Origin of the sequence: Erysipelatoclostridium sp. MSK.7.34, assembly GCF_019041935.1 — a bacterium.
Classification (GTDB): Bacteria; Bacillota_I; Bacilli_A; order Erysipelotrichales; family Coprobacillaceae; genus Thomasclavelia; species Thomasclavelia ramosa.
The window spans coordinates 1-24,948 of the sequence record NZ_JAHPYJ010000033.1; the positions used below are offsets into that span (position 1 = coordinate 1).

The 24,948-nt window shown below is 30.3% G+C and carries 25 protein-coding genes and 2 riboswitches; of the genes, 4 read left to right on the forward strand and 21 right to left on the reverse strand.

Annotated features, from left to right (window positions below):
* Nucleotides 1-750: 750 nt before the first annotated feature.
* The 5 genes from KTF99_RS15305 to KTF99_RS15325 form a co-directional block, all read right to left on the reverse strand.
* Nucleotides 751-1,269 carry a PepSY domain-containing protein gene (locus KTF99_RS15305; RefSeq protein WP_003539220.1) on the reverse strand — a complete coding sequence of 173 codons (519 nt, stop codon included), beginning with the start codon at nt 1,267-1,269 and terminating at the stop codon, nt 751-753.
* 5 nt (nt 1,270-1,274) lie between these two features.
* Nucleotides 1,275-2,327 carry a sensor histidine kinase gene (locus KTF99_RS15310; protein WP_008792339.1) on the reverse strand — a complete coding sequence of 351 codons (1,053 nt, stop codon included), beginning with the start codon at nt 2,325-2,327 and terminating at the stop codon, nt 1,275-1,277.
* Nucleotides 2,324-2,977: a response regulator transcription factor gene (locus tag KTF99_RS15315; protein WP_008792340.1), complete on the reverse strand. Its 654-nt coding sequence runs from the start codon at nt 2,975-2,977 to the stop codon at nt 2,324-2,326. The genes KTF99_RS15310 and KTF99_RS15315 overlap by 4 nt, the downstream gene beginning before the upstream one ends.
* A 5-nt stretch (nt 2,978-2,982) precedes the next feature.
* The gene (locus KTF99_RS15320; RefSeq protein ID WP_008792341.1) at nt 2,983-3,285 is read right to left on the reverse strand and encodes a PepSY domain-containing protein; all 303 of its coding nucleotides are present in this window, start codon (nt 3,283-3,285) and stop codon (nt 2,983-2,985) included.
* 122 nt (nt 3,286-3,407) lie between these two features.
* Nucleotides 3,408-3,710 (reverse strand): hypothetical protein, encoded by a 303-nt coding sequence (locus tag KTF99_RS15325; protein WP_022008210.1) that lies wholly within the window; start codon nt 3,708-3,710, stop codon nt 3,408-3,410.
* A 141-nt stretch (nt 3,711-3,851) separates the two neighbouring features.
* Here KTF99_RS15325 and KTF99_RS15330 point away from each other — a divergent pair, with 141 nt between their 5' ends.
* Nucleotides 3,852-5,525 (forward strand): Na/Pi cotransporter family protein, encoded by a 1,674-nt coding sequence (locus KTF99_RS15330; protein ID WP_217215634.1) that lies wholly within the window; start codon nt 3,852-3,854, stop codon nt 5,523-5,525.
* 39 nt (nt 5,526-5,564) lie between these two features.
* On the opposite strand, the gene KTF99_RS15335 is transcribed toward KTF99_RS15330, so the two are convergent.
* From KTF99_RS15335 to KTF99_RS15345, 3 genes are all read right to left on the reverse strand, one after another.
* Nucleotides 5,565-5,909, reverse strand: coding sequence for a P-II family nitrogen regulator (locus KTF99_RS15335; RefSeq protein WP_003539240.1), 345 nt, complete (start codon nt 5,907-5,909; stop codon nt 5,565-5,567).
* 13 nt (nt 5,910-5,922) lie between these two features.
* Complete coding sequence (locus KTF99_RS15340) at nt 5,923-7,164, reverse strand: ammonium transporter (RefSeq protein WP_254210205.1); 1,242 nt, start codon at nt 7,162-7,164, stop codon at nt 5,923-5,925.
* 1,043 nt (nt 7,165-8,207) lie between these two features.
* A complete protein-coding gene (locus tag KTF99_RS15345) occupies nt 8,208-8,417 on the reverse strand; it encodes a hypothetical protein (protein WP_003539247.1) in 210 nt (69 codons plus the stop codon).
* A gap of 276 nt (nt 8,418-8,693) precedes the next feature.
* Here KTF99_RS15345 and KTF99_RS15350 point away from each other — a divergent pair, with 276 nt between their 5' ends.
* Nucleotides 8,694-10,223 (forward strand): helix-turn-helix domain-containing protein, encoded by a 1,530-nt coding sequence (locus KTF99_RS15350; protein WP_029481810.1) that lies wholly within the window; start codon nt 8,694-8,696, stop codon nt 10,221-10,223.
* 220 nt (nt 10,224-10,443) lie between these two features.
* Here KTF99_RS15350 and KTF99_RS15355 read toward each other — a convergent pair whose 3' ends face one another.
* Entirely contained in the window at nt 10,444-11,814 is a 1,371-nt protein-coding gene (locus KTF99_RS15355) for an alanine/glycine:cation symporter family protein (protein ID WP_003539250.1), read from the reverse strand.
* A 59-nt stretch (nt 11,815-11,873) separates the two neighbouring features.
* A riboswitch (glycine riboswitch) is annotated at nt 11,874-11,953 on the reverse strand.
* Nucleotides 11,954-11,955: 2 nt separating this feature from the next.
* A riboswitch (glycine riboswitch) is annotated at nt 11,956-12,030 on the reverse strand.
* A 108-nt stretch (nt 12,031-12,138) separates the two neighbouring features.
* Between KTF99_RS15355 and KTF99_RS15360 the strand changes: the two genes are divergently transcribed.
* Nucleotides 12,139-12,564 (forward strand): VanZ family protein, encoded by a 426-nt coding sequence (locus tag KTF99_RS15360; RefSeq protein ID WP_003539253.1) that lies wholly within the window; start codon nt 12,139-12,141, stop codon nt 12,562-12,564.
* Nucleotides 12,565-12,584: 20 nt separating this feature from the next.
* Here KTF99_RS15360 and KTF99_RS15365 read toward each other — a convergent pair whose 3' ends face one another.
* A complete protein-coding gene (locus tag KTF99_RS15365; RefSeq protein WP_003539255.1) occupies nt 12,585-12,884 on the reverse strand; it encodes a hypothetical protein in 300 nt (99 codons plus the stop codon).
* 100 nt (nt 12,885-12,984) lie between these two features.
* On the opposite strand from KTF99_RS15365, the gene KTF99_RS15370 reads away from it, so the two are divergent.
* Entirely contained in the window at nt 12,985-13,413 is a 429-nt protein-coding gene (locus KTF99_RS15370) for a hypothetical protein (RefSeq protein WP_217215636.1), read from the forward strand.
* A gap of 109 nt (nt 13,414-13,522) precedes the next feature.
* Here the strand turns inward: KTF99_RS15370 and KTF99_RS15375 are convergent, their stop codons facing one another.
* The 11 genes from KTF99_RS15375 to KTF99_RS15425 all read right to left on the reverse strand — a co-directional run bounded on the left by KTF99_RS15375 (nt 13,523) and on the right by KTF99_RS15425 (nt 24,658).
* A complete protein-coding gene (locus KTF99_RS15375; RefSeq protein WP_003539259.1) occupies nt 13,523-14,164 on the reverse strand; it encodes a YczE/YyaS/YitT family protein in 642 nt (213 codons plus the stop codon).
* Nucleotides 14,165-14,275: 111 nt separating this feature from the next.
* Nucleotides 14,276-15,061, reverse strand: a complete 786-nt coding sequence (phnX, locus tag KTF99_RS15380; RefSeq protein WP_029481813.1) for a phosphonoacetaldehyde hydrolase — start codon at nt 15,059-15,061, stop codon at nt 14,276-14,278.
* Nucleotides 15,061-16,155, reverse strand: coding sequence for a 2-aminoethylphosphonate--pyruvate transaminase (locus KTF99_RS15385; protein ID WP_003539263.1), 1,095 nt, complete (start codon nt 16,153-16,155; stop codon nt 15,061-15,063). The genes phnX and KTF99_RS15385 overlap by 1 nt, the downstream gene beginning before the upstream one ends.
* Before the next feature lie 9 nt (nt 16,156-16,164).
* Nucleotides 16,165-17,145 (reverse strand): extracellular solute-binding protein, encoded by a 981-nt coding sequence (locus tag KTF99_RS15390; RefSeq protein ID WP_003539264.1) that lies wholly within the window; start codon nt 17,143-17,145, stop codon nt 16,165-16,167.
* Nucleotides 17,142-18,773 carry an ABC transporter permease subunit gene (locus KTF99_RS15395; protein ID WP_029481815.1) on the reverse strand — a complete coding sequence of 544 codons (1,632 nt, stop codon included), beginning with the start codon at nt 18,771-18,773 and terminating at the stop codon, nt 17,142-17,144. Before KTF99_RS15395 ends, KTF99_RS15390 begins: the two co-directional genes overlap by 4 nt.
* Before the next feature lie 4 nt (nt 18,774-18,777).
* A complete protein-coding gene (locus KTF99_RS15400) occupies nt 18,778-19,527 on the reverse strand; it encodes an ABC transporter ATP-binding protein (protein WP_003539266.1) in 750 nt (249 codons plus the stop codon).
* A gap of 124 nt (nt 19,528-19,651) precedes the next feature.
* Complete coding sequence (locus tag KTF99_RS15405) at nt 19,652-20,518, reverse strand: MurR/RpiR family transcriptional regulator (RefSeq protein ID WP_009008575.1); 867 nt, start codon at nt 20,516-20,518, stop codon at nt 19,652-19,654.
* 163 nt (nt 20,519-20,681) lie between these two features.
* Entirely contained in the window at nt 20,682-21,239 is a 558-nt protein-coding gene (locus tag KTF99_RS15410; protein ID WP_003539268.1) for a hypothetical protein, read from the reverse strand.
* 147 nt (nt 21,240-21,386) lie between these two features.
* Nucleotides 21,387-21,572, reverse strand: a complete 186-nt coding sequence (locus KTF99_RS15415) for a hypothetical protein (protein WP_003539269.1) — start codon at nt 21,570-21,572, stop codon at nt 21,387-21,389.
* A gap of 275 nt (nt 21,573-21,847) precedes the next feature.
* Nucleotides 21,848-23,926, reverse strand: a complete 2,079-nt coding sequence (locus tag KTF99_RS15420) for a glutamine synthetase III family protein (protein ID WP_009299431.1) — start codon at nt 23,924-23,926, stop codon at nt 21,848-21,850.
* A 225-nt stretch (nt 23,927-24,151) separates the two neighbouring features.
* On the reverse strand, nt 24,152-24,658 hold the full coding sequence (locus KTF99_RS15425) for a PH domain-containing protein (protein ID WP_029481817.1): 507 nt from the start codon (nt 24,656-24,658) through the stop codon (nt 24,152-24,154).
* Between the last annotated feature and the right edge of the window lie 290 nt (nt 24,659-24,948).

The window sequence follows — 24,948 nt, forward strand, 5'->3', positions numbered from 1 at the left end:
TAAAGATTCATTCTATTGGTACAAAAAAGTTATTGCCACTAATGGTGATGATTTATCAGATTAATTTAATCTTAAAAAGTCTTCTATAGAAATCTATAGAAGGCTTTTTTGCTAATAAATATAGTATTATAACAACATGTTTTCTATTTAATTTAAGTAAATTTGCTAATCTACAATCTTTTCAAATACCGGGTCATAACTAACTAATTAATTATTGTTTCACCTTCTTGTTGCAATTATTTTAACGCTTCAATCACAATTTATCTATTATTCTGATCAACTGCCTAAGCCTGCTCACCCACCAAGATTTCTTCCTCTGAACATTTAATATCCTTATATCCTTGTAGTGTTTGTTTATATAAAGCCATTTTTATTTTTCCTTCTCATTTCCTTTTTCATATTCTAAAGCTAATTTTAAATCATATTCCATTATTTTATTTTCTATTAAGGCAAAACTTTGAAAAAGCAACTAATCATTTCCACTTTTCTAGCGAATAGCTTAATTTTTTTATCAAATAAAATAATATTCCCACTTGTTAATGAATTCAATCATTCCTTTAAAATAGGATTCGGATAGATATATTTAATGCTGATAATACAGCAATAAAAAAACAATCCCTCTTTATCTATATCTGAATAATGAGATAAAAAGCAAGAAAAATAACTTTTATTTAATGAAGACATCATGTTTTTAATACTAAAATTATTATTCCTATATAATAATAAAAGAATCGGCTGTAACCAATTCTTTTATTCTACATCTTCTTCATATTTAATAATTTCACCAGTATCTGCATTAATTTCTAATTCATATTCCTTATTACCATTTTTAATCTCTATCTCATATTTTTTAATTCCATCATCGTCATCATAATCTAACTCTGTTTTTATTAAGTAACCACCACCAACACGATCAAAAGCGATTTTTTGAGCTTCCTCTAAAGAAACAGCCGTATTAACAGGAGTAATCGGAGTAACTGTTCCATCAACTGGATTGGTTGTCGTACCTATATAATCATCATCTTTTTCCCGTTTTAATACCTTTCCACTATTTGCGTCTACTTCTATTTCATACTTTTCTGTATCAGTTATAATAGTAAAATCATAGTAAGTTACCCCATCATCTTTATCTTCTTTAGCCTTAAGGATTTTTCCTTCTACTTCTTTTAAAGCAATTTCTTGAGCTTCTTCCAATGTTAGGGCACTAACTTTTTCAGTACATCCAACTAAAGCTATTGTAATTAATACAAATAAAATTATTTTCTTCATAAATATTATCTCCTTTCAAAATCAATTGTAAAAATTGTATATTGATCAACTATACTTTCAACCGTAATTGCATAGTCATAATAGCTGCAAATTCTTTTAGCAATTGCTAAACCTAGTCCAAAATTGTTATTATTTTGAGCCCGTGACTCATCAGCCCGATAAAAGCGATTAAATATATAGTCTAATTTATCTGCTTCTATCCCAATCCCGTGATCTTTAACCATTAATTTTTGGTCAACATATAATAATTCAATTTTCTTTTCTTCTTCTCTTGAATATTTAATTGCATTATCAATTAAAATAATTAAAAGTTGTTTTAAATGTTCTATGCGCATCCATATCTTTGAAGTTACAGTTATTTTAATAATAAATTCAAATTCTGGGTGAACTTCTTTAAAATTTGTAATTACTTCATCAACTACTAAATTAAGATCAGTTGGTTCTTCACAATGAATATCCATTTCTCGGGTTAAATGAAGAAGTTCATTACACAATTGGATTAATCGCTCAACTTCATTACTAGTGACATTAAGTGAATTGCTAAGAATAGCAGGATCATCTTTTCCCCACCGCTCCAACATATCTAAATTTCCTTTTATAATTGCCAATGGCGTTTTTAATTCATGTGATGCATCACTTACAAATTGATTTTGTTGTAATAATGATCTTTCCGCTTGATCGATTGTTTCATTAAATTCCTTGCCTAATAAAGCTAATTCATCATTTCCCTCAATAACAAGCCGGTGACTTAAGCCCTCATTTTTAATTTGTTTAATACTCTTTGTAAATTGATCAACAGTTTGTAAAAAACGTTTACTAATCATGAAACCACAGGCAATACTGGTAATCAATGCAACAATAATTAAAATCAAAAAGATTACAGCAACAATACTAGCTATGGGGGTTATCAAATCTTCATCCATTGCATAGATTCGTCCAATAATCAATAAATAATAACCCATATAAAGTAATAAAATCAAGCTAAATACTACGATCACTGTCATAATAATAATTGAAGTAGTACTAACTAATTGATGTCGTAGTGATTTAATTTTCATGATAAACGGTATCCTACTCCACGTACTGTTTCAATTTTAATTCCGGGAATTTTATTACGTAAATAACGGATATATACTTCAACGACATTTGTTGATACATCTTCATCATAACCCCAAACCTGATCTAAAATCTTATTGCGACTAACAACATCACCGCCATTTTGAACTAATAATGATAATAAATCAAACTCAGTCGTTGTTAAATTTACTTCATTATCTTTGAAAAAGACCTTGTGCTTACTTGGATCAATTTTAACTTCTCCATAACTATATTCAAGAAGTGCTTTTTGAAAGTTCATTCTTCTCAATAGTGCATTTATCCTCGCTAATAATTCTTCCATTGCAAACGGCTTTGCTAAATAATCATCTGCTCCAACTTGTAAACCATTGACCTTATCCATCACCTCATCACGAGCTGTAAGCATAATTACTGGCGTTTGTTTAATCTCTCGCAAGCGTCGACATACTTCGATTCCATTAATTCGCGGTAACATTAAATCTAATAAGATTAATTCATATTCTTGCTCTAAAGCTTTTTTTAACCCAACTTCACCATCATAAGCTTGATCACAACAATAACCTGCATGGGTTAATTCTAGCTTTAATAGATCTGACATATTTTTTTCATCTTCAATTATCAGTATTGCCATCTTCATCACTCCTTATATTCAAATCCAATTATCTTTCCACTTTTTGCACTAATATTTATCTCAATCAGTTCTTGCTGCTGATTCTCTATTTCAAGATGATAAAATATTTGCATATGCTCATATTCAATTTGTGAAGATACGATAGTTCCTGGAAATTGTTTCAATGCTACAACATGTGCTTCACTTTTAGAATAATTAATGTTATTTAAAGTTGTATGTAATATATAGACACCAAAACAAATAACACTAATGACGATTATTATTGTAGTTGTTATAATTTGTTTTTTATAAATAATCAGCTTTTCCATTCCCATCTTCCTTTCATCTATATCATAACCTATTTTGCCCGATTGTTGCTTAAAGAACAATAATAATTAAATAAGAATTTTCTCATTTTCTAAAAATAAATAAATGTGATCTAAAATCACACTTACTCAAATAAAGCAAATTCTAAATAATAAACTAGATCATGAAACATTCTAGTATTAAAGCCATAACAGCTGCAATCATCTATTTCTCCATCCCAATCATTATTTAATCGTTCTAATAACAGCGGTACCTCTGTAACATCTAAATTAGCTGTTACAAAAAACTCACTACAATCTTTTTTTCCAGCATACTCACGACTCGGTGAAATTGAAAAATTAGGATTTATTTGTAACAACAAATCTTTAATCATTTGATAATCTTTTATATCTTCACTTTCAATAATTACATATAATCTCGCTAACATAAAACCACCTCTTTCCTGCCTATTTTATCATAAAATATTGTTTAGATAAAAGTATGCTATTAATTAATTTTATTCTGATTATATTTACTAATAAATATGTTAAGATAAAGTAAAGAGATATATTTGAAAGCTGGGATAATTATGGATGAATCACTAATTACGATCATTGGGTTTATTATTGGAGGCCTATCTATCTTTATTTATGGAATCAATCTTATGAGCGATGGCCTCAAAAGTATTGCAGGATATCATATCCGTGAGTATATTGAAAAATATACAAGTAATCTTTTTACCTCAATTTTAGTGGGTACTTTAATTTCTGCAATCCTCCATTCTAGTTCTGCTGTTACAGTTATTTCAATCAGTCTGGTTCGGGCCGGATTAATGAAGTTGGAACAGGCTATAGGAATCACGATTGGAGCGAATATTGGGACTTGTGTGACTTCAATAATGATAGGCTTGAATGTGGAACAATTTGCTTACTATCTTGTCTTTATTGGGGTTGTAATCATGTTTTTAGCTAAAAAAAAGACGATTGGATACATCGGCAAAGTTGTTCTGGGCTTTGGACTAATTTTTGTTGGTCTACAAATAATGAGTGATCAAATGATAGCCTTTGCTAAAGAACCTTGGTTTACAAGTATCATGACAACGTTAGGAAAAAAACCATGGTGGGCACTTCTAGGTGGAACTATAGCAACAGGCATCATGCAATCATCTACTGCTGTTATCGGTGTAGTCCAAAAACTTTTTACAACTGGTTCAATCACTCCTGCTGCTGGTGCTGCATTTATTTTTGGGGCCAACATTGGTACTTGTATTACTGCGGTTATTGCCGCTTTAGGCGGATCTATTTCAACTAAACGAGCTGCCTGGTTTCATGTTGTTTATAATCTAGCAGGTGCAATAATAGGAATGCTCGTTTTAAAACCATTCGTTAATTTAACTAATTGGGTCAATTTGCTGCTAAACGGCAGTCAAGAAATGTATATTGCTCAAGCACACTTCATTTTTAATATAGCTTCAACTATTTTAGTTATTCCTTTTGTTCGCTATTGTGTTATTTTATTAGAAAAGTTAATTCCTGGGAATGATCATCATGATACGCTCATTGAAAATATCGATGAGCTAGATGATACTTTAATTGACAAACTTCCTGTCGGAGCATTAGCAGTTGCTAAAAAGAATACACTCCGAATGGGACGAAATGTTATAGCCAATATTAAATTATCTTATACTTATTTAATCTCTAAAAATAGTGAAGATTATGATGAAATTATCGAAATTGAAGCACTAATAGATAAATATGATTCTCGTTTATCCAAATACTTGTTAAAAATTGCTCAACAGCCCACATTAGCAAAAAAGCAAACTAATGAATACTTTAAAAATTATCAAATTATCAAAAATCTTGAACGAATTGGTGACATTGTTAGTAATTTAGCTAATTATTACAAACTTGTTTACGATGAAAAAGGTAAATTTTCTAACGAAGCAATCAATGATTTAAATAAAATGTATAAATTAGCTTTAGAAATGGTCCAAGATGCTCTAGATATTTATGAACACGATAATGCAAATAAACTTCTTTCTTCTTTAAACAAAAAAGAACATACTTTAAATGCTTTAGAAATTGAGTGTCGTCAAAATCATCTAGTCCGAATGCGTGACGGTATTTGCGAAGATAATATCGCTGCTTCTATCATCATTGATATTATTTCTAGTATTGAACGAATTGGTGATATTGCTTTAAATACTGCAAATTCAACAATTACGGTATACAAAGATCATAAAGTTAAATATTTAAATGTTTGATTTTTACATAAAAAATTACTGGAATAACATCCAGTAATTTTAATTTATTGCATCTTTATCGGTTTCACCGGTTCTAATTCGCAAAGCACTTTTTAGATCATAACTAATTATTTTGCCATCTCCAGGATTCCCCGTAAATGCTGCGGTTTGAATTGCCTTGATTGTCTTCTTTTCCCAAACTTCATCACTTACTATAATTTCAAATTTAATTTTTGGTAACATATTTATTTCTACTTCATTACCTCTAATTACTTCACGATAGCCCTTTTGAATTCCACACCCCATAACTTGATAAACTGTAATCCCATGAACTTCAATTTTAGCTAAAGCTTCTTTAACATCCTCAAACTTATCTTCACGAACAAATGCTTCTATTTTAATCACAAATCACTCCTCCTTACTCTAATCCATTAAATGATGGGTATGCTGTCTCATTATGTTCAGACATATCTAACCCCATCTGTTCATCACGTTTATCAACTCGTAATGGTGTAAATAGCCGTACAACTCCTATACAAATTAAAGTACCTATCACAGCAACTACTATTGTTAGTAAAATGCTAATAATTTGTGCAATTAATAAGTTTGTATCTCCGAAGAATAACCCATTCCATCTAGCTACATCATTGATTGAAGTTTGAGCAAAAAGCCCCGTTGCAATACCACCCCAGATACCACCTATTCCATGACATCCAAATGCATCTAGAGCATTATCATATCCAAAATATTGTTTTGCTTTAGAAATCATAAAATAGCAAATTGGGCTACCAACAAAACCAATAATAACTGCAGACCAAATCGGAACAAATCCTGCACCAGGAGTAATTGCTACAAGCCCGACAACTAGGCCGGTTACACTTCCCACTAAAGTTGGTTTATTAATTTTCCAAACATCCATCAACATCCATGATAACATTCCTGAAGCAGCAGCAACAGCAGTTGTCATAAAAGCGTGTATTGCTAATCCGTCAGCTTTTAAAGAACTTCCGGCATTAAAACCAAACCACCCAAATAATAGAAGGCTTGCACCTAGTACAACAAACGGAATATTATGAATACGATATTTCGCATGATCATAATCCTTACGTTTACCCAAGATAATACACAATACTAGCGCGCTTACTCCAGAACTAATATGAACAACATTTCCACCAGCAAAATCTACTGAACCAATTTCAGCCAAGAATCCCCCTAATCCCCAGACCATGTGAGCCATAGGATAATAGACGATTGTTGACCAGACAATTATAAAAATAAACAACGCTTTAAACTTCATTCTTCCCGCTACAGCGCCAGTAATTAAAGCTGGTGTAATAATTGCAAACATCATTTGAAATGCTGCAAAGCCTAAATCCGGAATCGTACTGGCATAATTACCTGGCGTCGTTCCTACATTACTCAAGCCCAAAAAGCTTAGATCCCCAATTATTCCTAGATGATCATTTCCAAACGCCAAGGAATATCCAAATAATATCCACATAACCATTGCTATTCCAATTACAAAAATTGAAGTCATCATCGTATTAACCACATTTTTTCTTCTAACCATTCCGCCATAGAAAAAAGCTAATCCTGGTGTCATCAATAACACCAATGCTGTACAGATTATCATAAATCCTGTATCTCCAGAATCAATCATATTTCTTCCCCCTTTATTTATGATTATATTGGAAGTATAGATGATATTTTTTTATTAAGCAAGATATTTTTTATCACTAATTATTTTCAGTTTACCTTGTCGTAAAAAAACATTGATATTATCATAGTTTTTTAATTTGTTAAAATATTGTTATTTTTATATATGATAAAAATAGTTATTGGCATATAAGTTTCCAATTAACTCGTTATTGTATATTAGTGCAGTTATTATTAATTCATTTAAGTTAGAAAACTATAGATCATTACAAGATAAAATTAAATAATTGTCATTTTTAAACTGTTTTTCCATAACCAACATAGAATGATTCACAAAATTATTTTTAAAGTATTCTTTTGAAATTAAAATCACTCCTATAAAAGTTATACCTGTGACTATTAATCATATATATAAATCATTTGGCACAGCTCTAATTAGAACTGCTCCAATTACAAAGTAAAACAATATATATATAATTAGTATCTTAGATAAAATACTTAATCCTTTTATCTTTTTATTTAAAATAAACTATATAAAAATCATAGCATATCTATTTTATAAAAAAGGCATAATTTTTTCACAAAACTAAAAAGAGCTGTAACATTCTAAAATAGTAAAAAAAACTACTCACTAGTTACGGCTACTTCTATAAGTATATCTTATTTCCAAATTACACTGCTATTATGTTTATCTCCTTCTTTACTTGGTTCTATAGCTATCAATCTATTAACTTTTTTGCACAAGTGGGACATGCAACATAAAAGTAAGTACATCCGTTTTCACATTTATAATCTATTATTTTAAAACTACTAACTTCAGTATCAATGCTCTCTTTAGTTACTATCTTTTTCATTATTTTCCCGTCAAAAGAGATATAAAACAAAAACTATATCACTTTTTTATGCCTTACGTTAATATTAATCAAAAAATAATTATACGATATTTTGTTCTATTACATTAATAATATTGTATCTATTTTTTATCGTAGCAAGATAAATTTTGTAGTATATTCTTGTTTTCGTAATTTTCCTAAAATAATATATTTGCTAATTATTCAAGAACTTTTCTATATCTTCATAATTAGATATTTCTATATTAAAAACATATGAAAAAAATTTTTGCAATTCACATATATCATATTCTTTAAAATTTATTTTATGTATCTTTTGATACACTTCTTTTACTAAAAATCTTAAATCTGAAATATAATTACAACATACTAAATCAACAACATCTTTAAAAATATCTCTATGCATAATAACCTATCCCCTCAAGCTTTATTCACAAACATTTTAAATATAAATACTGAATTAAAAAATACATCAATCAAATAAACCAAAATAACTCTCCAAAATTTCAATACAATATACAAGTAAATACCTTTTTAATATCATATTAAATTTTTAATAATATTTTTTCCCAAAAATATATCCTATATCAATAAAATTTGGGAACAATTTAATCACATAATTATCATATTATATAGTTGTAAAAACTATAAATAGCTTAAGTTCTGTTGTAGGTGGTGAATTATGCTTGACTATTTTTTAGAAAACACTACAAAAAAGAAATTATATCTTTTTTCCATCTTATATTTAAAGAGAGTCACTTCTGTAAAAGAATGTAAGTATATACTTACATTTAGCAGTACCAGTATAATTTCAATAATTAACGAGTTGAATTTTGATTTCAATGGAATTGCAGAAATAAATATAACAAATTCATTGGAACTTAAATTAATTGTATACGAAGATATTACATTTTCTGATTTACTCCATGCTATATACCAAAGCTCTAATGTATTGCATTGTATCAAGTTTATGATAACCAATGAATCAAACCATTCTTTTTTGGTATTTGCGGAAGATAACTATCTTGCAAAATCCAGTGCATATCGAATACGACAAAAATGTATTAAATATATCCGCAGTATCGGTTTGGATATTAAAAAAAATAAAGTTATAGGGGAAGAATACAGAATTCGATTTTTGATTGCTCTTTTATACTACAAATGCGGTATAGATTGTTGCGATATTGATGAATATTCAATAAAACTTATTAAAGAATTTATTATATCTACTAACCAGTCAATTACTTTTGAATTTCTTAATAACGCTACAAATGAATATGATTATTTTGAATGTCTAATGTCACTTTTGTGGAAAAGAAAAGACCGCAATGACAATTTATCTATACCAAAGGAGCTTGAAAAATTTAAAGAGATTTTTATATACAAAGATTTGAAAAAATATTTACATAATGTAATTGGGAATCAGCTTAACATAGATTTTTCAAAAAAAGACTATGATTATATGTATTTAGTTTATTTTTGTACTAATAACTTTCTTTTTGCCAACCAGTGGACAGAGGAACGTAAAGAGCACATTTATAAAATATTTCTTTCCAATCAAAAATTTTATGATTTATATATTCGTCTTAGTCATAAATATGGTAAATTTCTAGAACAATCTCACATTTTCAAAACAATTTTAATCTATTTTTTTAAGGATCATCTTTTTCAATTACAATGCCTAATTCCAAATCAGCGTCTATATATAGATACTACACCTACTACAACTTACATCACCAATAATGACGTATCAGGTATCATAAATTCATGGAAAAAGGCAAATAATATATTATATCCAACAGATAAAAGAAGTATATTCTATTTAACAACACAAATTGAATTTATATTAAGACAACTTGTTCCACCTGTAACAATCATATTGTTATCTGATTTAATGTCCGAGATAGAAATGATAAATCTTTTTCTTGAAAAAAATTTTTCCCGCAATCGAATTAATATAACTCCGTTACTTTTAAACAGTTATAATTTAGAATATCTGAACGCTGAAAAAAATAGAATAATAATCATTACTCGAGGAATTGAATATTTATTAAAATCATACAATTTCTTTCAAAATAATACTATAGTAATAATAGATTCTAGAACAACCTTATACGAGAAAGAAAAAATTTCGAATGCTATTGCCAATTATGAAGAAAAACAATTTCTAAAAATTTGTGCTGGAACAAGTCTTACTGATACAGAATATTAATGATCAACATAAGTGCAACAGTCTATTTATACAAATATTATATTATTTAAATAGCATATTTTATCTTAAACTTATTTCTTGGCAAAAACACTTAAATCAAAAAAGGACTGTAACGAATAAAAATTTTAATCTTTGACATACCCCCTTCTAAGTGACAATTTTTTATTATTTCACTTGTCTACCTAGAAGGAAGCATATCATTTAATCCGTTACAGCCCCTTTAATCATATACTAATTCATCTTGATTTATAACCTCTTCATCAGTAAAATATGCTTGAGTTTGTACTATGACCTCTTTTCTTAATCCAATTAAACCAATTAAATTAGGGATAGCCATACAACCATTAACAATATCTGCGAGAATAAAAATAAATTCTAATGACATAAAAGGACCAATTGCAATAAAGACAATATAAATAAATTTATAATATGGAATCGCTTTTAAACCTTTTAAATAATACATACATCTCTCACCATAATAATTCCAACCAATTATAGTAGTAAATGCAAAGAAAATTAATCCAATATTAACAATATACTTCCCAATCATAGGAATAAATAAACCATTACTAAATGCTTGTGTAGTCATTGCGGCACCTTCTAAACCACTAGTATGGCTATTAGTAAGTAAAATTGCAATTCCTGTCATGGTACAAATAACAACTGTATCAATAAACGTTCCAGTCATTGATACCAATCCTTGTTCTACACATGAATCAGTTTTTGCTGCAGCAGCGGCAATTGGTGCACTTCCAAGACCACTTTCATTTGAAAAAATTCCTCTACTAATTCCTTTTTGCATTGCCATTGTCATAGTAATACCTATACCACCACCAAGAGCTGCTTGAGGATTAAATGCACTATGAACCACTAATACAACTGTCTGCGGGATTAAGTTAAAATGAGTAATTAAAATAATCACAACACCACCGATGTAAAGAATACACATCATAGGAATTACTTTTTCTGCTACATTCGCAATTCTTTTAATCCCGCCAATTGTAATAAAACCTACAGTGATCGTTAATAAAACCGCTGTAACAATTGGTGGAACATTAAACGATAACTCCATTGCATCAGAAATTGATTTAACTTGAGTAAATGTTCCAATTCCCAATAACGCCACAGCAACTCCAAAAAAAGCAAAAATCTTAGCTAACCATTTACTTCCTAAACCCCGTTCTAAATAATACATTGGTCCCCCTGCCATTTGATTATTTTCATCTTTGATACGGTAACGAATTGCTAATAAGCCTTCAGCATATTTTGTAGCCATTCCAAAAAAAGCTGATACCCACATCCAAAATAATGCTCCTGGTCCTCCGGCCGCAATCGCGGTAGCTACTCCAACAATATTTCCTGTCCCGATCGTAGAAGATAGTGCTGTACAAAGAGCCTGAAAACTTGATACATCACCTTCATCATTATCCTGTTTTTTAAAAATACATGAAAACGCTAATTTCAATTTCGTTAATTGCAACAGTTTTAGCTTGCATGTGAAATAAATTCCAGTTCCCAACAATAGACAAATAAGCGGTAAGCCCCATACAAGCTCATCAATTTTTGTAAGTAAATTTGTAATAAATTGCATAAAAAAACTCCTTCTTAAAATAATTAAGTCGGAATTAATAATGAAAAAAACTATTCATCCCACTGTCCTTTTACCTGAGAGTTTCACCTATAAATAGGCTTGCTCCTTCGGTGCTTAATTTAATAAGTCTCTCCAGAGGTTCGTCCAATAGCGATCCTTTTACCTGAAATCTTTAATTCTTCGGTGTTCAATTAGAATCTCTTTCGCCATTATCATCCGATATATACACTAAGATTATACGCTAATTGTATACAATTGCAAATATTTTTTATTTTTGCAATAAAGTATTTGTAAAGACGACATTTCTCTTCTATAATAACAATTATGAAAAAATTAAAATATTTTATTCCTGCCCTAATTTGGATGATCTTTATTTTTATAATGTCACACACTAATGGTAATGACTCTTCAAATCAAAGTAATTTCATTGCTGAAATAATTTTAAAAGTTATTAATATTGATCGTGATACATTAACTTTTATAATTAGAAAAGCCGCTCATATGAGTGAATATGCAATCTTATTACTCTTACTTTATTATGCACTAAGTAACGTTATATCTAAGCATACTTTATCATTATCATTATTAGTCACATTTATTTATGCTTGTAGTGATGAATTTCATCAATTGTTTATTCCAGGGCGCAGTGGACAATTTAAAGATGTTCTAATTGACACTTCTGGTGCCTTGATCATGCTTATGATCATCTTTTTATGGCAAAGAAAAAAGAAGTCTAAACTAATCAAATAACTTTACTTAAGTTATTTTGATTAATCATTAGACTTCTTTTCATTTTGCAGTTTTTCAATACTTTCTTTTAACTTATCAATGGCATCATTAAGTACATCAAGATCATTTTGATGATCATCGTTGTCATCATCACTCGGTGGCGTTGAGCGTTCTTCTAAGACAGCTGACCAAGAAGAGTTTGAGGCTAAAATATCACCTACAACATTAAACCATGCTCCCAAAGCAGCCTGCTCACTCGTAGTAAAATCATTTGTCAATAGATATCCTAAGATCACTGCAGTTCCAGTAAAACTATACGGATCAAGATTGGGTATATACATGGTTCACCTCTCCCATATTTTAATATATGCTAAATAAAAAAAAAACTTAGGCTTTTGCATATTTAATATTTCGCTGCACACACTATTATTGGGTGAAAAAATGAATGATAATGTAAAATTATTAAACTTTATTTATCAAAACTCGCAAATGGGAGTTGAAACGATTGAGCAATTAGAAAAAATCGTTGAAGATAAAGACTTTAAAAGATATTTAAAAGAAAAATATGAAGGCTATTGTAAAATCCATAAAGATGCTAAAGAAAAGTTAAATAGTCATGGATATGACGAAAGAGGAATTGGTTCTTTTGAAAAAATTCGTATTTACTTAATGATCAATATGCAAACACTGACCGATAAATCAACTAGTCATATTGCAGAAATGATGATGATTGGAAGTACGATGGGAATCATCAATGCAATTCGTAATATAGCTGATTACAATCATGCTAAAAAAGATATTATTAAGCTCATGGAAACATTAAAAGCTTTCGAAGAAAAATCATATGGAGATTTGCAAAAATTTATTTAAATTGCTGTTAATGCAGTGCTCTCCTAAGTTCAACTTTGTGAGGGCACTACATATGAGGTATATTATTTCTAATTAAAAACAGTATTACAAATAATACTGTTTACTATCACTAATTATAATCAATTAAACCAAATTTCTTAAACACTGGTTTTTGCAATTTCATAAAAATCCCCATCATTGGACCAAATAAAAACATTCCAATAATAGTTCCCTCTCGTACTGCTAAAGGCACATCAGTAATAATTACAATTATAATTACTAATAAAATTGAAACTACGTCAACCCCTTGCCGTAAAACATGGAATTTCTTTCCAGTAACTCCGCTAACAGCCATACAAGCTCCTTCCAAAGCAAATGTAACAATATCTAGAACCATTACCATTCCTACTGCAAAAGCACTGACGATATATCCCAAAATTAATAATCCAACATTCATCCAATATGTATTAATCGTAAAATTACTGTATACTTCATACAACATGAAGTTAACAATTAGCCCTAATAAGATGCAAACAGGAATTTGTAATAGCTGGATCGGCTTAAATTTTCTTCTAAGTATTGCCACTTGAACAAAGATACATAAAAAATTACAAAACATACCAATTGTTCCTACCTCTATCCCTGTAACTAAACTCCCTGTCTGTGCCAAAGCATCCCATGCACCTACTCCAATGGCCGCTTTCAAAGTTAGAGCTGAACTACATGCAACGACCACAACGCCAAACACCAAAACTATTACCCGCTTAAACATTTTAATTAGTACCTCGCTTTTTTTGTATAGGCATTATTATAGCGGTTTCAATAATCTAGTCAACCTATTTTTTAAGCGTTTTCAAAAATAGAAAAAGGGTAATCTACCCTTTTAAAATAACTCTACTTCTTGTATGAGTGCAATTAGCTCGCTTAAGTTATTAATTACATAATCAGCACCAGCATCTAAATATGCTTCTTTAACCCGTTCAATTGCACGATTCCGTTCTTTAGGTGTTAAAGCATTAAATTCTTCTTCGTTCAATCCCAAAGTTGAACTTCCCTCAATGACACCAACTACGATTACCCCTGCATTAACACCTTCTTGAATATCAGAAATTGTATCACCAACTTTGATTACATTTTTTACACTGCTTATATGCAGTTCAATCATATTTTTAAAAATCATATAAGGATAAGGGCGTCCAAAGTGATTAGTAGCATCAGGTGAGTACCAGCAATCAGGTTGATACCCCTGCTCCTTGGCACTTTTTAATACTGGCTCCATCATCATATCTGTATATCCAGTAGTTGAGCCAATCTTAATTCCCAATTCTCTTAGTTTTGCCACAGTTTCTAAAACATACGGCTTAACATCTGTATGTTTTGTAATACCTATCATTAATGATGCCTCAAATAAATCATAAATTTTATGTATATCCTGTTCATTAAATTCACGATCATATCTAGCCTTAAATGCTTCATTCAATACTGGCATTTCTAACATTGTTTTAATATGATCAATCTTCAACATCCCCATTGGTTCTCTAATTTGGTCATTAGTTGGCTCTAATCCATAATTATTAAAAGCATCTTTAAATGCTTGAACAGGAGCAAAACAACCATAATCAATTGTAGTTCCTGCCCAATCGAAAATTACTGCTTCAATTCTACTCATTATGCTACCTCCGCTAAAAAATCTTTAATAATTGAACATAAATTTAATATATCTGCTTCATAAATTTCACCAATATTACCAATTCTGAATGTTTGAGCAGTAGTTAACTTTCCTGGATAAATTGCATAACCACGTGCTTTTATATAATCATACATCTCACTAAAAGCAAATTCTTTTCCTTCAGGATAATAGAAAGTAGTAATAATTGGTCCTTGATAAGCTAAATCAACATAGCTTTTCATTCCCATTTCAGCCATTTTTTCAATTAGCAAACGATTATTATCATAATAACGTTTACTTCGAGCAGCTATTCCACCTTCTTCCAACATCTCATCTAACGCTTTTGAAAATGCCAGTACGACATGGGTTGGTGAAGTAAAACGCCATTTTCCATCTTTATCCATCGTTTCCCATTGATCATATAAATCCAATGATAAACTTCTTGCTTTACCTCGACTAGCTAGTAATAAATTTTTATTAGCAATCACAAATGAAAAACCAGGAACTCCTTGAATACACTTGTTTGCGCTACTTATAATAAAATCAATCCCTAATTTTCCTACCTCAATATCAACACCACCAAAACTACTCATAGCATCAACGATAAATACTTTATTTCTTTCTTTAACTACTTTTGCTACACTCTCAATATCATTTAAGATCCCAGATGTTGTCTCACTATGAACGATAGCAACATGAGTTATTTCTTTTTCTTCATCTAATTTTTCAGCAACAGCTACTGCACTAGGATTTTCATTTTCAGCAAACTCAATTATCTCATGATTAATTCTTGCGTGCTCACATATATCTTTCATTCTTTTTCCATAAGCACCATTAGCGACAATCAACAGTTTTTCATTTTCGCCAATTACACTTGTAATTACTGACTCTACTCCAAAAGTCCCGCTTCCTTGCATCAGTACTACAGTATATTGCTCAGCTCTTACATGAGCTAATTCTAATAATTGATCCCTAATTTTTAAAGTAATTTTTTTATAGTCATCATCCCATGTACAATGATCAAATAACATTTCTTGCTTTACTGTTGCTGTTGTTGTTAACGGCCCTGGTGTTAATAATTTATAATCTTTCATTTTCTTCTCCTACTTACATTCTTCTGATAATTTTTGATGTTTTTCTAATAATTCGGCAGTCAATTTTTCACTAAAAGTTTTTGGATATGCTGACTTATTTGCACTATCACTAGTTTCTCCTTGGTAAAGGGGATTAGGGTAGGTTTCTAACAGCTCTTTACGTCCACTTTCAATAATACATTGTGCCATCTTCATTGCTAATTTTTGATGTTCACTACCATCTTTATTTACGACTGCAACTGATTCAGTCAAACTAAAATTTCCCTCTGTTGGGTCAACAAAATCGATTGGAAGTCCATCAGCTTTATCACGTACCGCCTGATGACGTAGACCAAAGCCAATCGCTACTTCTCCAGCTCGAACTTTTTTAATTGGGCCTGATCCTGAATCTTCGATATGTGCTCCGGCATTATCATAAATTCCTTTTAATACTTCCTTTGCTCCATCTTCGCCATATTCACTTACTAATGCCTGAATTAATAACCATGCTGTTGATGAAGATGCTATATCCGTAACTGAGATCATATCTTTGTATTCTGGCTTAGCTAAATCTTTTAAACAGGTTGGTGTTTCAAGACTATTTGCTTTTAATTCTTCAGTATTAATAATAATAGCCCCTTCTTGTGAAGTAATCGGTGTGTAATAAGATGGATATTCATCTAATGCTTGAGTATCAAAATCTAAATCAACAAACATCTTTTTTTGTTCTTGAGCACTATCAAGATAAAACGAGCTCATTGTTACTAGATCTGCCTCAATATTAGTTCCTTCAGCCAATAACTTACCTCCTAATTCAGAGGTTCCAAAAGTCTGAAATAAATACTGTCCCTCATAACCATTTTTATCTAATGCATTTTTCATTGCCGTTACAGCTTCATCATCGGCATTTGAATAAATAACAACCTGATCATTTGATGAAGAACATCCAGTTAAAAGTGAAGCACAAAGTAACGAACTAACTACTAACCCCTTTAATAATTTCTTTTTCATTTTAATGTTTTCCTTTCTCTTCTTTGCTTACTAAAGTAACTAAATACTCCTTTAGCTAATAAATTAATTAATAAAATCAAGATTGATAAAACAAAGATTTCATTAAATTTAGCAAAATGCTGTAACTCTTTGATCTTTGTCGTCATCACCATCGTCCGCGCCCCAGCAATAAAGATAACCGCACTAACAGTGACCATAGCATTAATAAAATAATAACTAAATACTTCTAAAATTGATGAAATTGCATTAGGTGTAATAACTCTAATAACCGTTTTAAACCAGCTATCACCCATCAGTTTCGCAGTTGTTTCAAATGAACCATTCATCTTTGTCAATGAGTTTTTCATCATTAAATATGGCGATGAAAAGAAATGAACGATATTACACAAAATAATGATGATATAAGTATTTTGGAGCACTGTCCCAGAGAACATTAACAAGTATGCTATCCCTAATACCATACCAGGAATAGTATTAGTAGCTAGAGCAATACTTTCAATTATCTTTTTCAAAAATTTATTTAAAGTGCTCCGGGCACTAGCCAGCGCTGCTCCATATACGACAAGTGTTCCTAGTAATGCTGTAAAGATTGCAGTGATTAATGAATTTTTTATTACCCCTAGCAATGTTGCATCACTAAAAACATTAATAACATTTTGAAAAGTAAAACTAATTCGATATGGCCACTCTCCAACAAACGGCACAATTATAATTACTATAAAGACAGCAATAATAATTACATTAATCGTTATGCTCAATGTCCCCCAAAACCAATCACGAAAACGATTCTGTTTGATTTCAATCGTAGAGATTTTATTATAACGAATATTATATTTTTCAAGCCGATGCAATAAAATAATACTGATGATTGAAGGAATCAGCATTGTCATTGCAACAACTGCCCCACCTGCAAAATTTGGAATACTTCCCAACATCTTATTGTAAAGTACACTAGCAACAACATCATACTTTCCACCCACCGATGCAGGAATCCCAAAATCTGTAAAACTTAGAAAGAATGACTGAATAAAGGCTGCAACCAAAGTTCCTAATAAAGGTCGAATCAAAGTAATCATTAATGTCCTAAATTCACTATCTTTCATTAATTTGGAAACAATAATAAATTTTTTATCAATGTAACTAATAGCGTTATTAATTAACATAAAAGCAATCGGAAAAGTATATATAACATACCCTAGCATCAATCCCTTAAAACCATATATATCAAATAATTGAAAACCAAATAACTTTGTCCACAACCCTTGTTTTCCAAACGAATAGATAATTGCAAATCCATAAGTAATGGTCGGCAACAACATTGGCAGCATCGAAACATTATTAATTATCCTTTTCAACCCTTTAAATATATTCGTATAATTTAAAGTGTAAGCAACAATAAATGCCAGTATTACTGTTACTAGAGCACTCACTCCAGAAACAACAAAACTATTTTTTAAAGCATGCATAAATCCTGTTGTTTGATAAGTTTGTAAATAATTATTTAACGTTAAACCTCCATTATTATAGAAGGATTGTATTAACAGTGACCCAATTGGTAATAACAGAAATATCCCAAAAACAGCAATAACAATTATATAAATAAACTTGATTTCTCGATTTTTATTCATTTCTTTATACCACCGGACTAAACAAAGTCATAATATTTCTTCTTTTTATTTCCAGCTGATTTAAAATGAAGTCTTGAACAAAATCACAACTTGGATGATTAATAATTTCCTCTGGTTTACCAAACTGAGATATTTTTCCTTCATTAATAATCAAAACTTGATCTGATAATGTTAATGCTTCCTCTGGATCATGAGTAACAATAATAGTAGTTAAATTGTACTCCTTAGCAATAATCTTAATTCGCTCTTTAATAGATTCCTTGATTACTCCATCCAAAGCGCTTAACGGTTCATCTAAAAGAAGAATCTTAGGTTTCATTACCATTGTTCGAGCCAATGCAACCCGTTGTTTTTGTCCTCCTGATAATTGATCAATCTTTTTATCTAAATGCTTCTCCAATCCTAACAAGTGTATCAGCTCATCTACTTCTTCTTTAGTTGAAATATCCGGTTTGTTCTTTAAACCATACGTTATATTTTCATAGGCATTTAAATTAGGAAACAAAGCATAATCTTGAAAGACAATATTAAAGCCTCTTTTTTCCATTGGAACATAAGTTAAATCCTCATTTTCAAAAATAATTCGTCCACTATCAACCTCACTAATTCCTAAAATAAGATTTAATAAAGTAGTTTTCCCACTTCCTGAAGGTCCTAAAATTGAAACAATTTGCCCCTTAGGTATCTCCAAACTAAGATTATTTAAAATATTTATACCATCAAATGACTTAACGATCCTTTCTAGTTTTAACATTCTTTTTCCTCCTCGAACAACTGCATTATAGCTAACTAAATAAATTTCTATCTATTCTTTTTTCTTTAAAACTTGGTTAAGAAAGCGTTAATAAAAAGAGGTGGTAGATGTAGAAAAACTACATTCACAGCTCCTCTTTTTGATATCCACGATGTTTAATTAATCTACTATAGTGATCTAGTTTTTTAGTGTAATTATCATAATCACTGATAATCACACCCATATAGATCATATCGACTAATGCAATTTGAGCAGTTCGTGAAAAAATTGCATCTCCATACAAAAACTGATCATTACTTGTTGATAAAACAATATCACCATATCGAGTTAACATGGTATTTTCAAAATTAACAATAGCAATCGTTTGAGCTCCAGCATCTTTAGCAATCTTCAAGACTTCGACTGTATTTTTAGAATTTCCTGAATAAGATATTCCAATCGCTAAACTATCTCTTGTCAGATTACTTGCATCAATACTTTGGAGATAGTAATCACTATGACAAGTAACACTCTTTCCTAAATATATTAATTTAGTCATTAAATCATGAGCTACACCCATTGAATTCTCAACAGCATATATTGAAATATGCTGACTTTGATTAATTAAAGCTACGGTTTTTTGATAATTCACTAAAGAAAGAGATTTTAATGCATTTTCCAGCATCGATGTTGCTGTAGCTACAATTTTACCTGGAAGATCCATAATTTTATCATCGGTGTTTATTGAAAAACCATATAAAATATCTATATTATTTTCTTTATCATAATTTTTAGCTAACTCTAATTTAAATTGTTTGAAACTGTCATAGCCTATCGCTTTAACAAAACGCATTACAGTTGGCTGCGATACAGCAACTTCTTTGGCCAATAACGTCATTGATAAATCTTCTAGCTTTCCACAATAATTTAATATATAATCAGCTACCTTTTTTTCTGATGGACGTAAAATATTGTATATTGTTTTTATCCTAAAATTCACTTTGCTTAGCATATTCTCTCCTGTAGTATTTCTACTTTATTTTCTCTTTTTATTTATTTTTAGTATAAGCAATATTAAAAAAAGCTACTATCATGCTAGCTTTTTTTATCTAAAGAAAAAGTAATTTTTTTGTTAAGAAAAGAAAAAACCAGATTTTTATCTGGTTTTTAGATTACTAAGGAATAATTATTCCTCGCGGGTTATCAAGATTATATTCTTTAGCGAGCTTAGGAAAATGATTATCAAGGTATTTTTCTAATGCTGTATCATCCAAACCTTTAGTAAGAATGTCTTTTATTTTTAAGGGATCATTAATTGTAATTCCTTTACTTGATAATATCTCTATGATAGAAACAATATTTTTTAAACTATAAGCCTCAATCATTATTTTTTCATCATCTAAAATGATATCTAGATCCACATAATAATTAAGATGTTGTCCGACTGCTAAGGTACTACCATAAGTCCACCTTTTAATTATTAATTTTTCAAGATTAGACTCCACAATTCCTGGATTATATAAGCGTGAACACATCGATACGTTAATCTCTTTGATTTCATCGAATGTAATCTTTCTAATTTTATTATCAAGTCTTAAGATTAATTCTTCCCCAATCAAAAGATACTCCTCTTGTTGATCACCTAGCTGGTCAACATACACATTTAATCGAACACGTTCACTTTCCTCATAATTAATAACTCGACTAATTTTGTTCAGAACATCGTGTTTCATTATTATCCCCCCTTTACACTTTTATTAAACACTATGGTCTAAAACAATAGTCAAGAAATTCTATTCAAATATTTATTAATTCAATAAATACTAATTTTATAAAACGCTATTTAGTATCGAATATATATACTCCATAGATTCTTTTAATTAATGTTTTCTTTTCATCGAAACTAGAATTGCTAGACTAGGTACTAAGACCAATCTATATATAATAATATCATCACCTGTAGCAATTAATCTTTTGATCGTTGAAATAGCATTTTTAGCAGGATCTATCGTTTTTAGCATAAGTAAACCAAATTGGGAAAGCTTTAATACTTTCAATCTGTTCATCAGTAATTACACTATCTTCATACACTTCGCAAATTGGGAAAGCTATGGCAAAATAATCTGGGTGTTTTAAAATCATTTCCATTGTCATATAATTACCATTTGAACAGCCTCAAATAATAATTCACTAACATGCTCCAAATGACTCATCAGCATAAATAGAATTACCAACTTGATAATTATTATTGCCTCCATCCTCATTGTTGAACTTTGTAGCACTAAAATATATTATATAGATAAAAAAATCCTTTGAGATATAAATCCCAAAGGAAATATTATTAAATTCCAAATAATAAATCTAAATATGTTGGCATTGGCCAATATTCAGCATCAATAGATTCTTCAAGCTGATCAACTGTTTCTCTCAATGCTTGCATCATTGCAAAAACATCATCGCGCCATGCAACTGCCTGTTCAAAAATTTCTTCTTCAGAAGCTTGAGCTGCAGCAATATTAGTTTCTAAAGTTGTCATTTGTTCTTTCATTGTCTTCACTAATTTAGCTAAAGCATTAGCATCATCAACTAAGAAATCAACATCTAAACCTGCTTCCTTAGCAGCAATCACTTCAGAAGATACTTTTGATAAATAATCACAAACTGCTGGATAAATTTGAGATTTGGCCATTTTTAACGCTGTTAACCCCTCAACCTGAATAGTTTTAATATAGTTTTCTAGTAATATCTCATAACGAGATCCTAATTCAACTCTACTATAAACCCCTAAACGATCTAACATCTCTAAATTCTTTTCTTCTTTCAAACATTTTAAAGCATCAACAGTATTTTTATTATTAGGAAGTCCACGTTTTGCTGCTTCTTCTTCCCATTCTGCTGAATATCCATCGCCATTAAAAATAATTCGTTTATGAGCTAAAACAAATTCTTTAACTACATCTTCAAATGATTTGCCTGATTCAATTTCATCAGCCATTTTTTCCATTGCGTCAGCTAAAATTGCATTTAAAATAGTATTTGGTCCAGCAACAGATTGGCTTGAACCAACTGCTCTAAATTCAAACTTATTTCCAGTAAACGCAAATGGTGATGTACGATTACGGTCTGTATTGTCTTTTGAGAAAGTTGGTACTACTGATACTCCAGTGGCAAAACGTGCCGCATCAGATTTGCTAGTTTTCTTACCTTCACAAATTTCTGCTAAAAGAGCATCTAACTCTTCCCCTAAGAACATAGAAATAATTGCAGGTGGTGCTTCATTTGCTCCTAAACGGTGATCGTTTCCAGCACTGGCAATACTCATCCGTAATAAATCAGCATAATCATCAACAGCTTTAATCGTACATGCAAGCGTTGCAATAAATGGTTTATTTTCAGCAGGATTAGCACCTGGATTGAATAAATTAATACCTGTATTAGTAATGACTGACCAGTTATCATGTTTACCAGAACCATTTACCCCAGCAAATGGCTTTTCATGTAATAAGCAGCGTAAACCATGCTTTTTAGCAATATCTTGCATAATTTGCATTAATAAATGGTTATTATCAGTAGTAATATTTACTTTTGAATATACGCATGCTACTTCATGTTGTGCCGGTGCAACTTCATTATGTTTTGTTTTTGAAGGAATTCCATATTTCCATAATTCATGATCTAAATCTTTCATAAAGGCAGACACTTTACGTTTAAGACTACCAAAGTAATGATCTTCTAATTCTTGTCCTTTCGGCGCCATTGCCCCAAATAGAGTACGTCCAGTTAACTTTAAATCCATTCTTTCTTGGTAATATTTATCATCAACTAAGAAATATTCTTGTTCAGCCCCAACAGATGCAGTAACTTTAGTAATTCCTTTTTCACCAAGCAAAGGCAATAATCGACATGCAGCTTTAGATAATGCATCACAAGATCGTAACAACGGTGTCTTTTTATCTAATGCTTCTCCAGTATATGAACAAAACAAAGTTGGAATATATAAAGATCCATCTTTAACAAATGCCGGTGATGTACAATCCCATGCAGTATAGCCTCTCGCTTCAAATGTTGCCCGTAATCCTCCAGACGGGAAAGACGATGCATCAGGTTCACCTTTTCTTAATGTTTTTCCACTAAATTCTAATACTGCTTTACAACCGTCAGGTTCCAAAAAAGCATCATGTTTTTCAGCTGTCAAACCAGTCATTGGCATAAACCAATGGGTAAAATGTGTTGCACCATTTTCTAATGCCCAGATTTTCATTGCATTAGCAATTACTGTTGCGCATTCTTTAGATAATTCTTCACCATTATCTAAAGACTCATGGAATGCCTTGTAAATAGATTTAGGAATCCGTTCTTTCATTACATCATCACTAAATGCCAAGCATCCGTAATCTTCTAATAACTTATTCATTTCCATTCTAAGTTCCCCCTTGTTAGTTTCTAAACAACACATAACCATACACTTAATATATGTTTATATGCCGTTATTATACAGTTACTTTATTTAGGTGTCAATATCTATATGATATTTTTTTATCATTTTGTTAATTCTTTATTAAAATGATAAATTATTTATAACTGTTTACTTAAAGATACTTATTACAACTAAGTAATATTCCATTTTTACAAAAGAAAAAGATGCTTATTCAGCATCCATATTTGCTTTTTTAGCTTCTTCTTTCAAAGCTCTTTTGCGTTTCTTTTCATATGATCTATGAGTAGCTGCATATTCAGTACATTGCACATGAATTCTTTTATTAGCAGCTACAACCGCTTCAATAAATCCCATTCTATCTTTTGGTGTTACAACAAATCTTTTTTTATTTTCAGCATAAATTTCTAATGCCCGTGGACTAGTTATAAGTTTTGTCATCTTTGGTACAGGATCACAAATTGTTTCACATGTCATAATATTAATTTCTTTATCTTTACCAACACGGCGATTAATTATCAATGTTCTACGATTAATTGTATATTTATATGGTCGCCATAAAGAAAAATATGCAATAATTAATAATCCACAAATAGCACACACTATCGCAGGTACCATTTGTCCAATTATAAATAAATAAACTACATATACCATATAAAAGATTTCAAAGTATAGTATTGCGGGATTCAATTTAATTTTAAACTCTTTTTCTTTCATAATAACCTCTCTTTTTCCTCAACTTCATCATTATAACGTATCTTAAATACTATAACAATTATAAATTATCAATCATTGATAACTTATAGTTACTATATTATTAAATAAAGAAAGACGGGAAACCCGTCTTTCGATTATCAAACAAGTTTGTTGAATTATTCTGCAGCTTCTGCAGCTTGTTTGTTTTGATATCTTTCATAAGCAATTAAGAATGGTACGTATACTAAGATAGATACTACGATTGCAATTGCTTGAGATACAGCACCCATGATATTAGCTCCTGTAGTTAA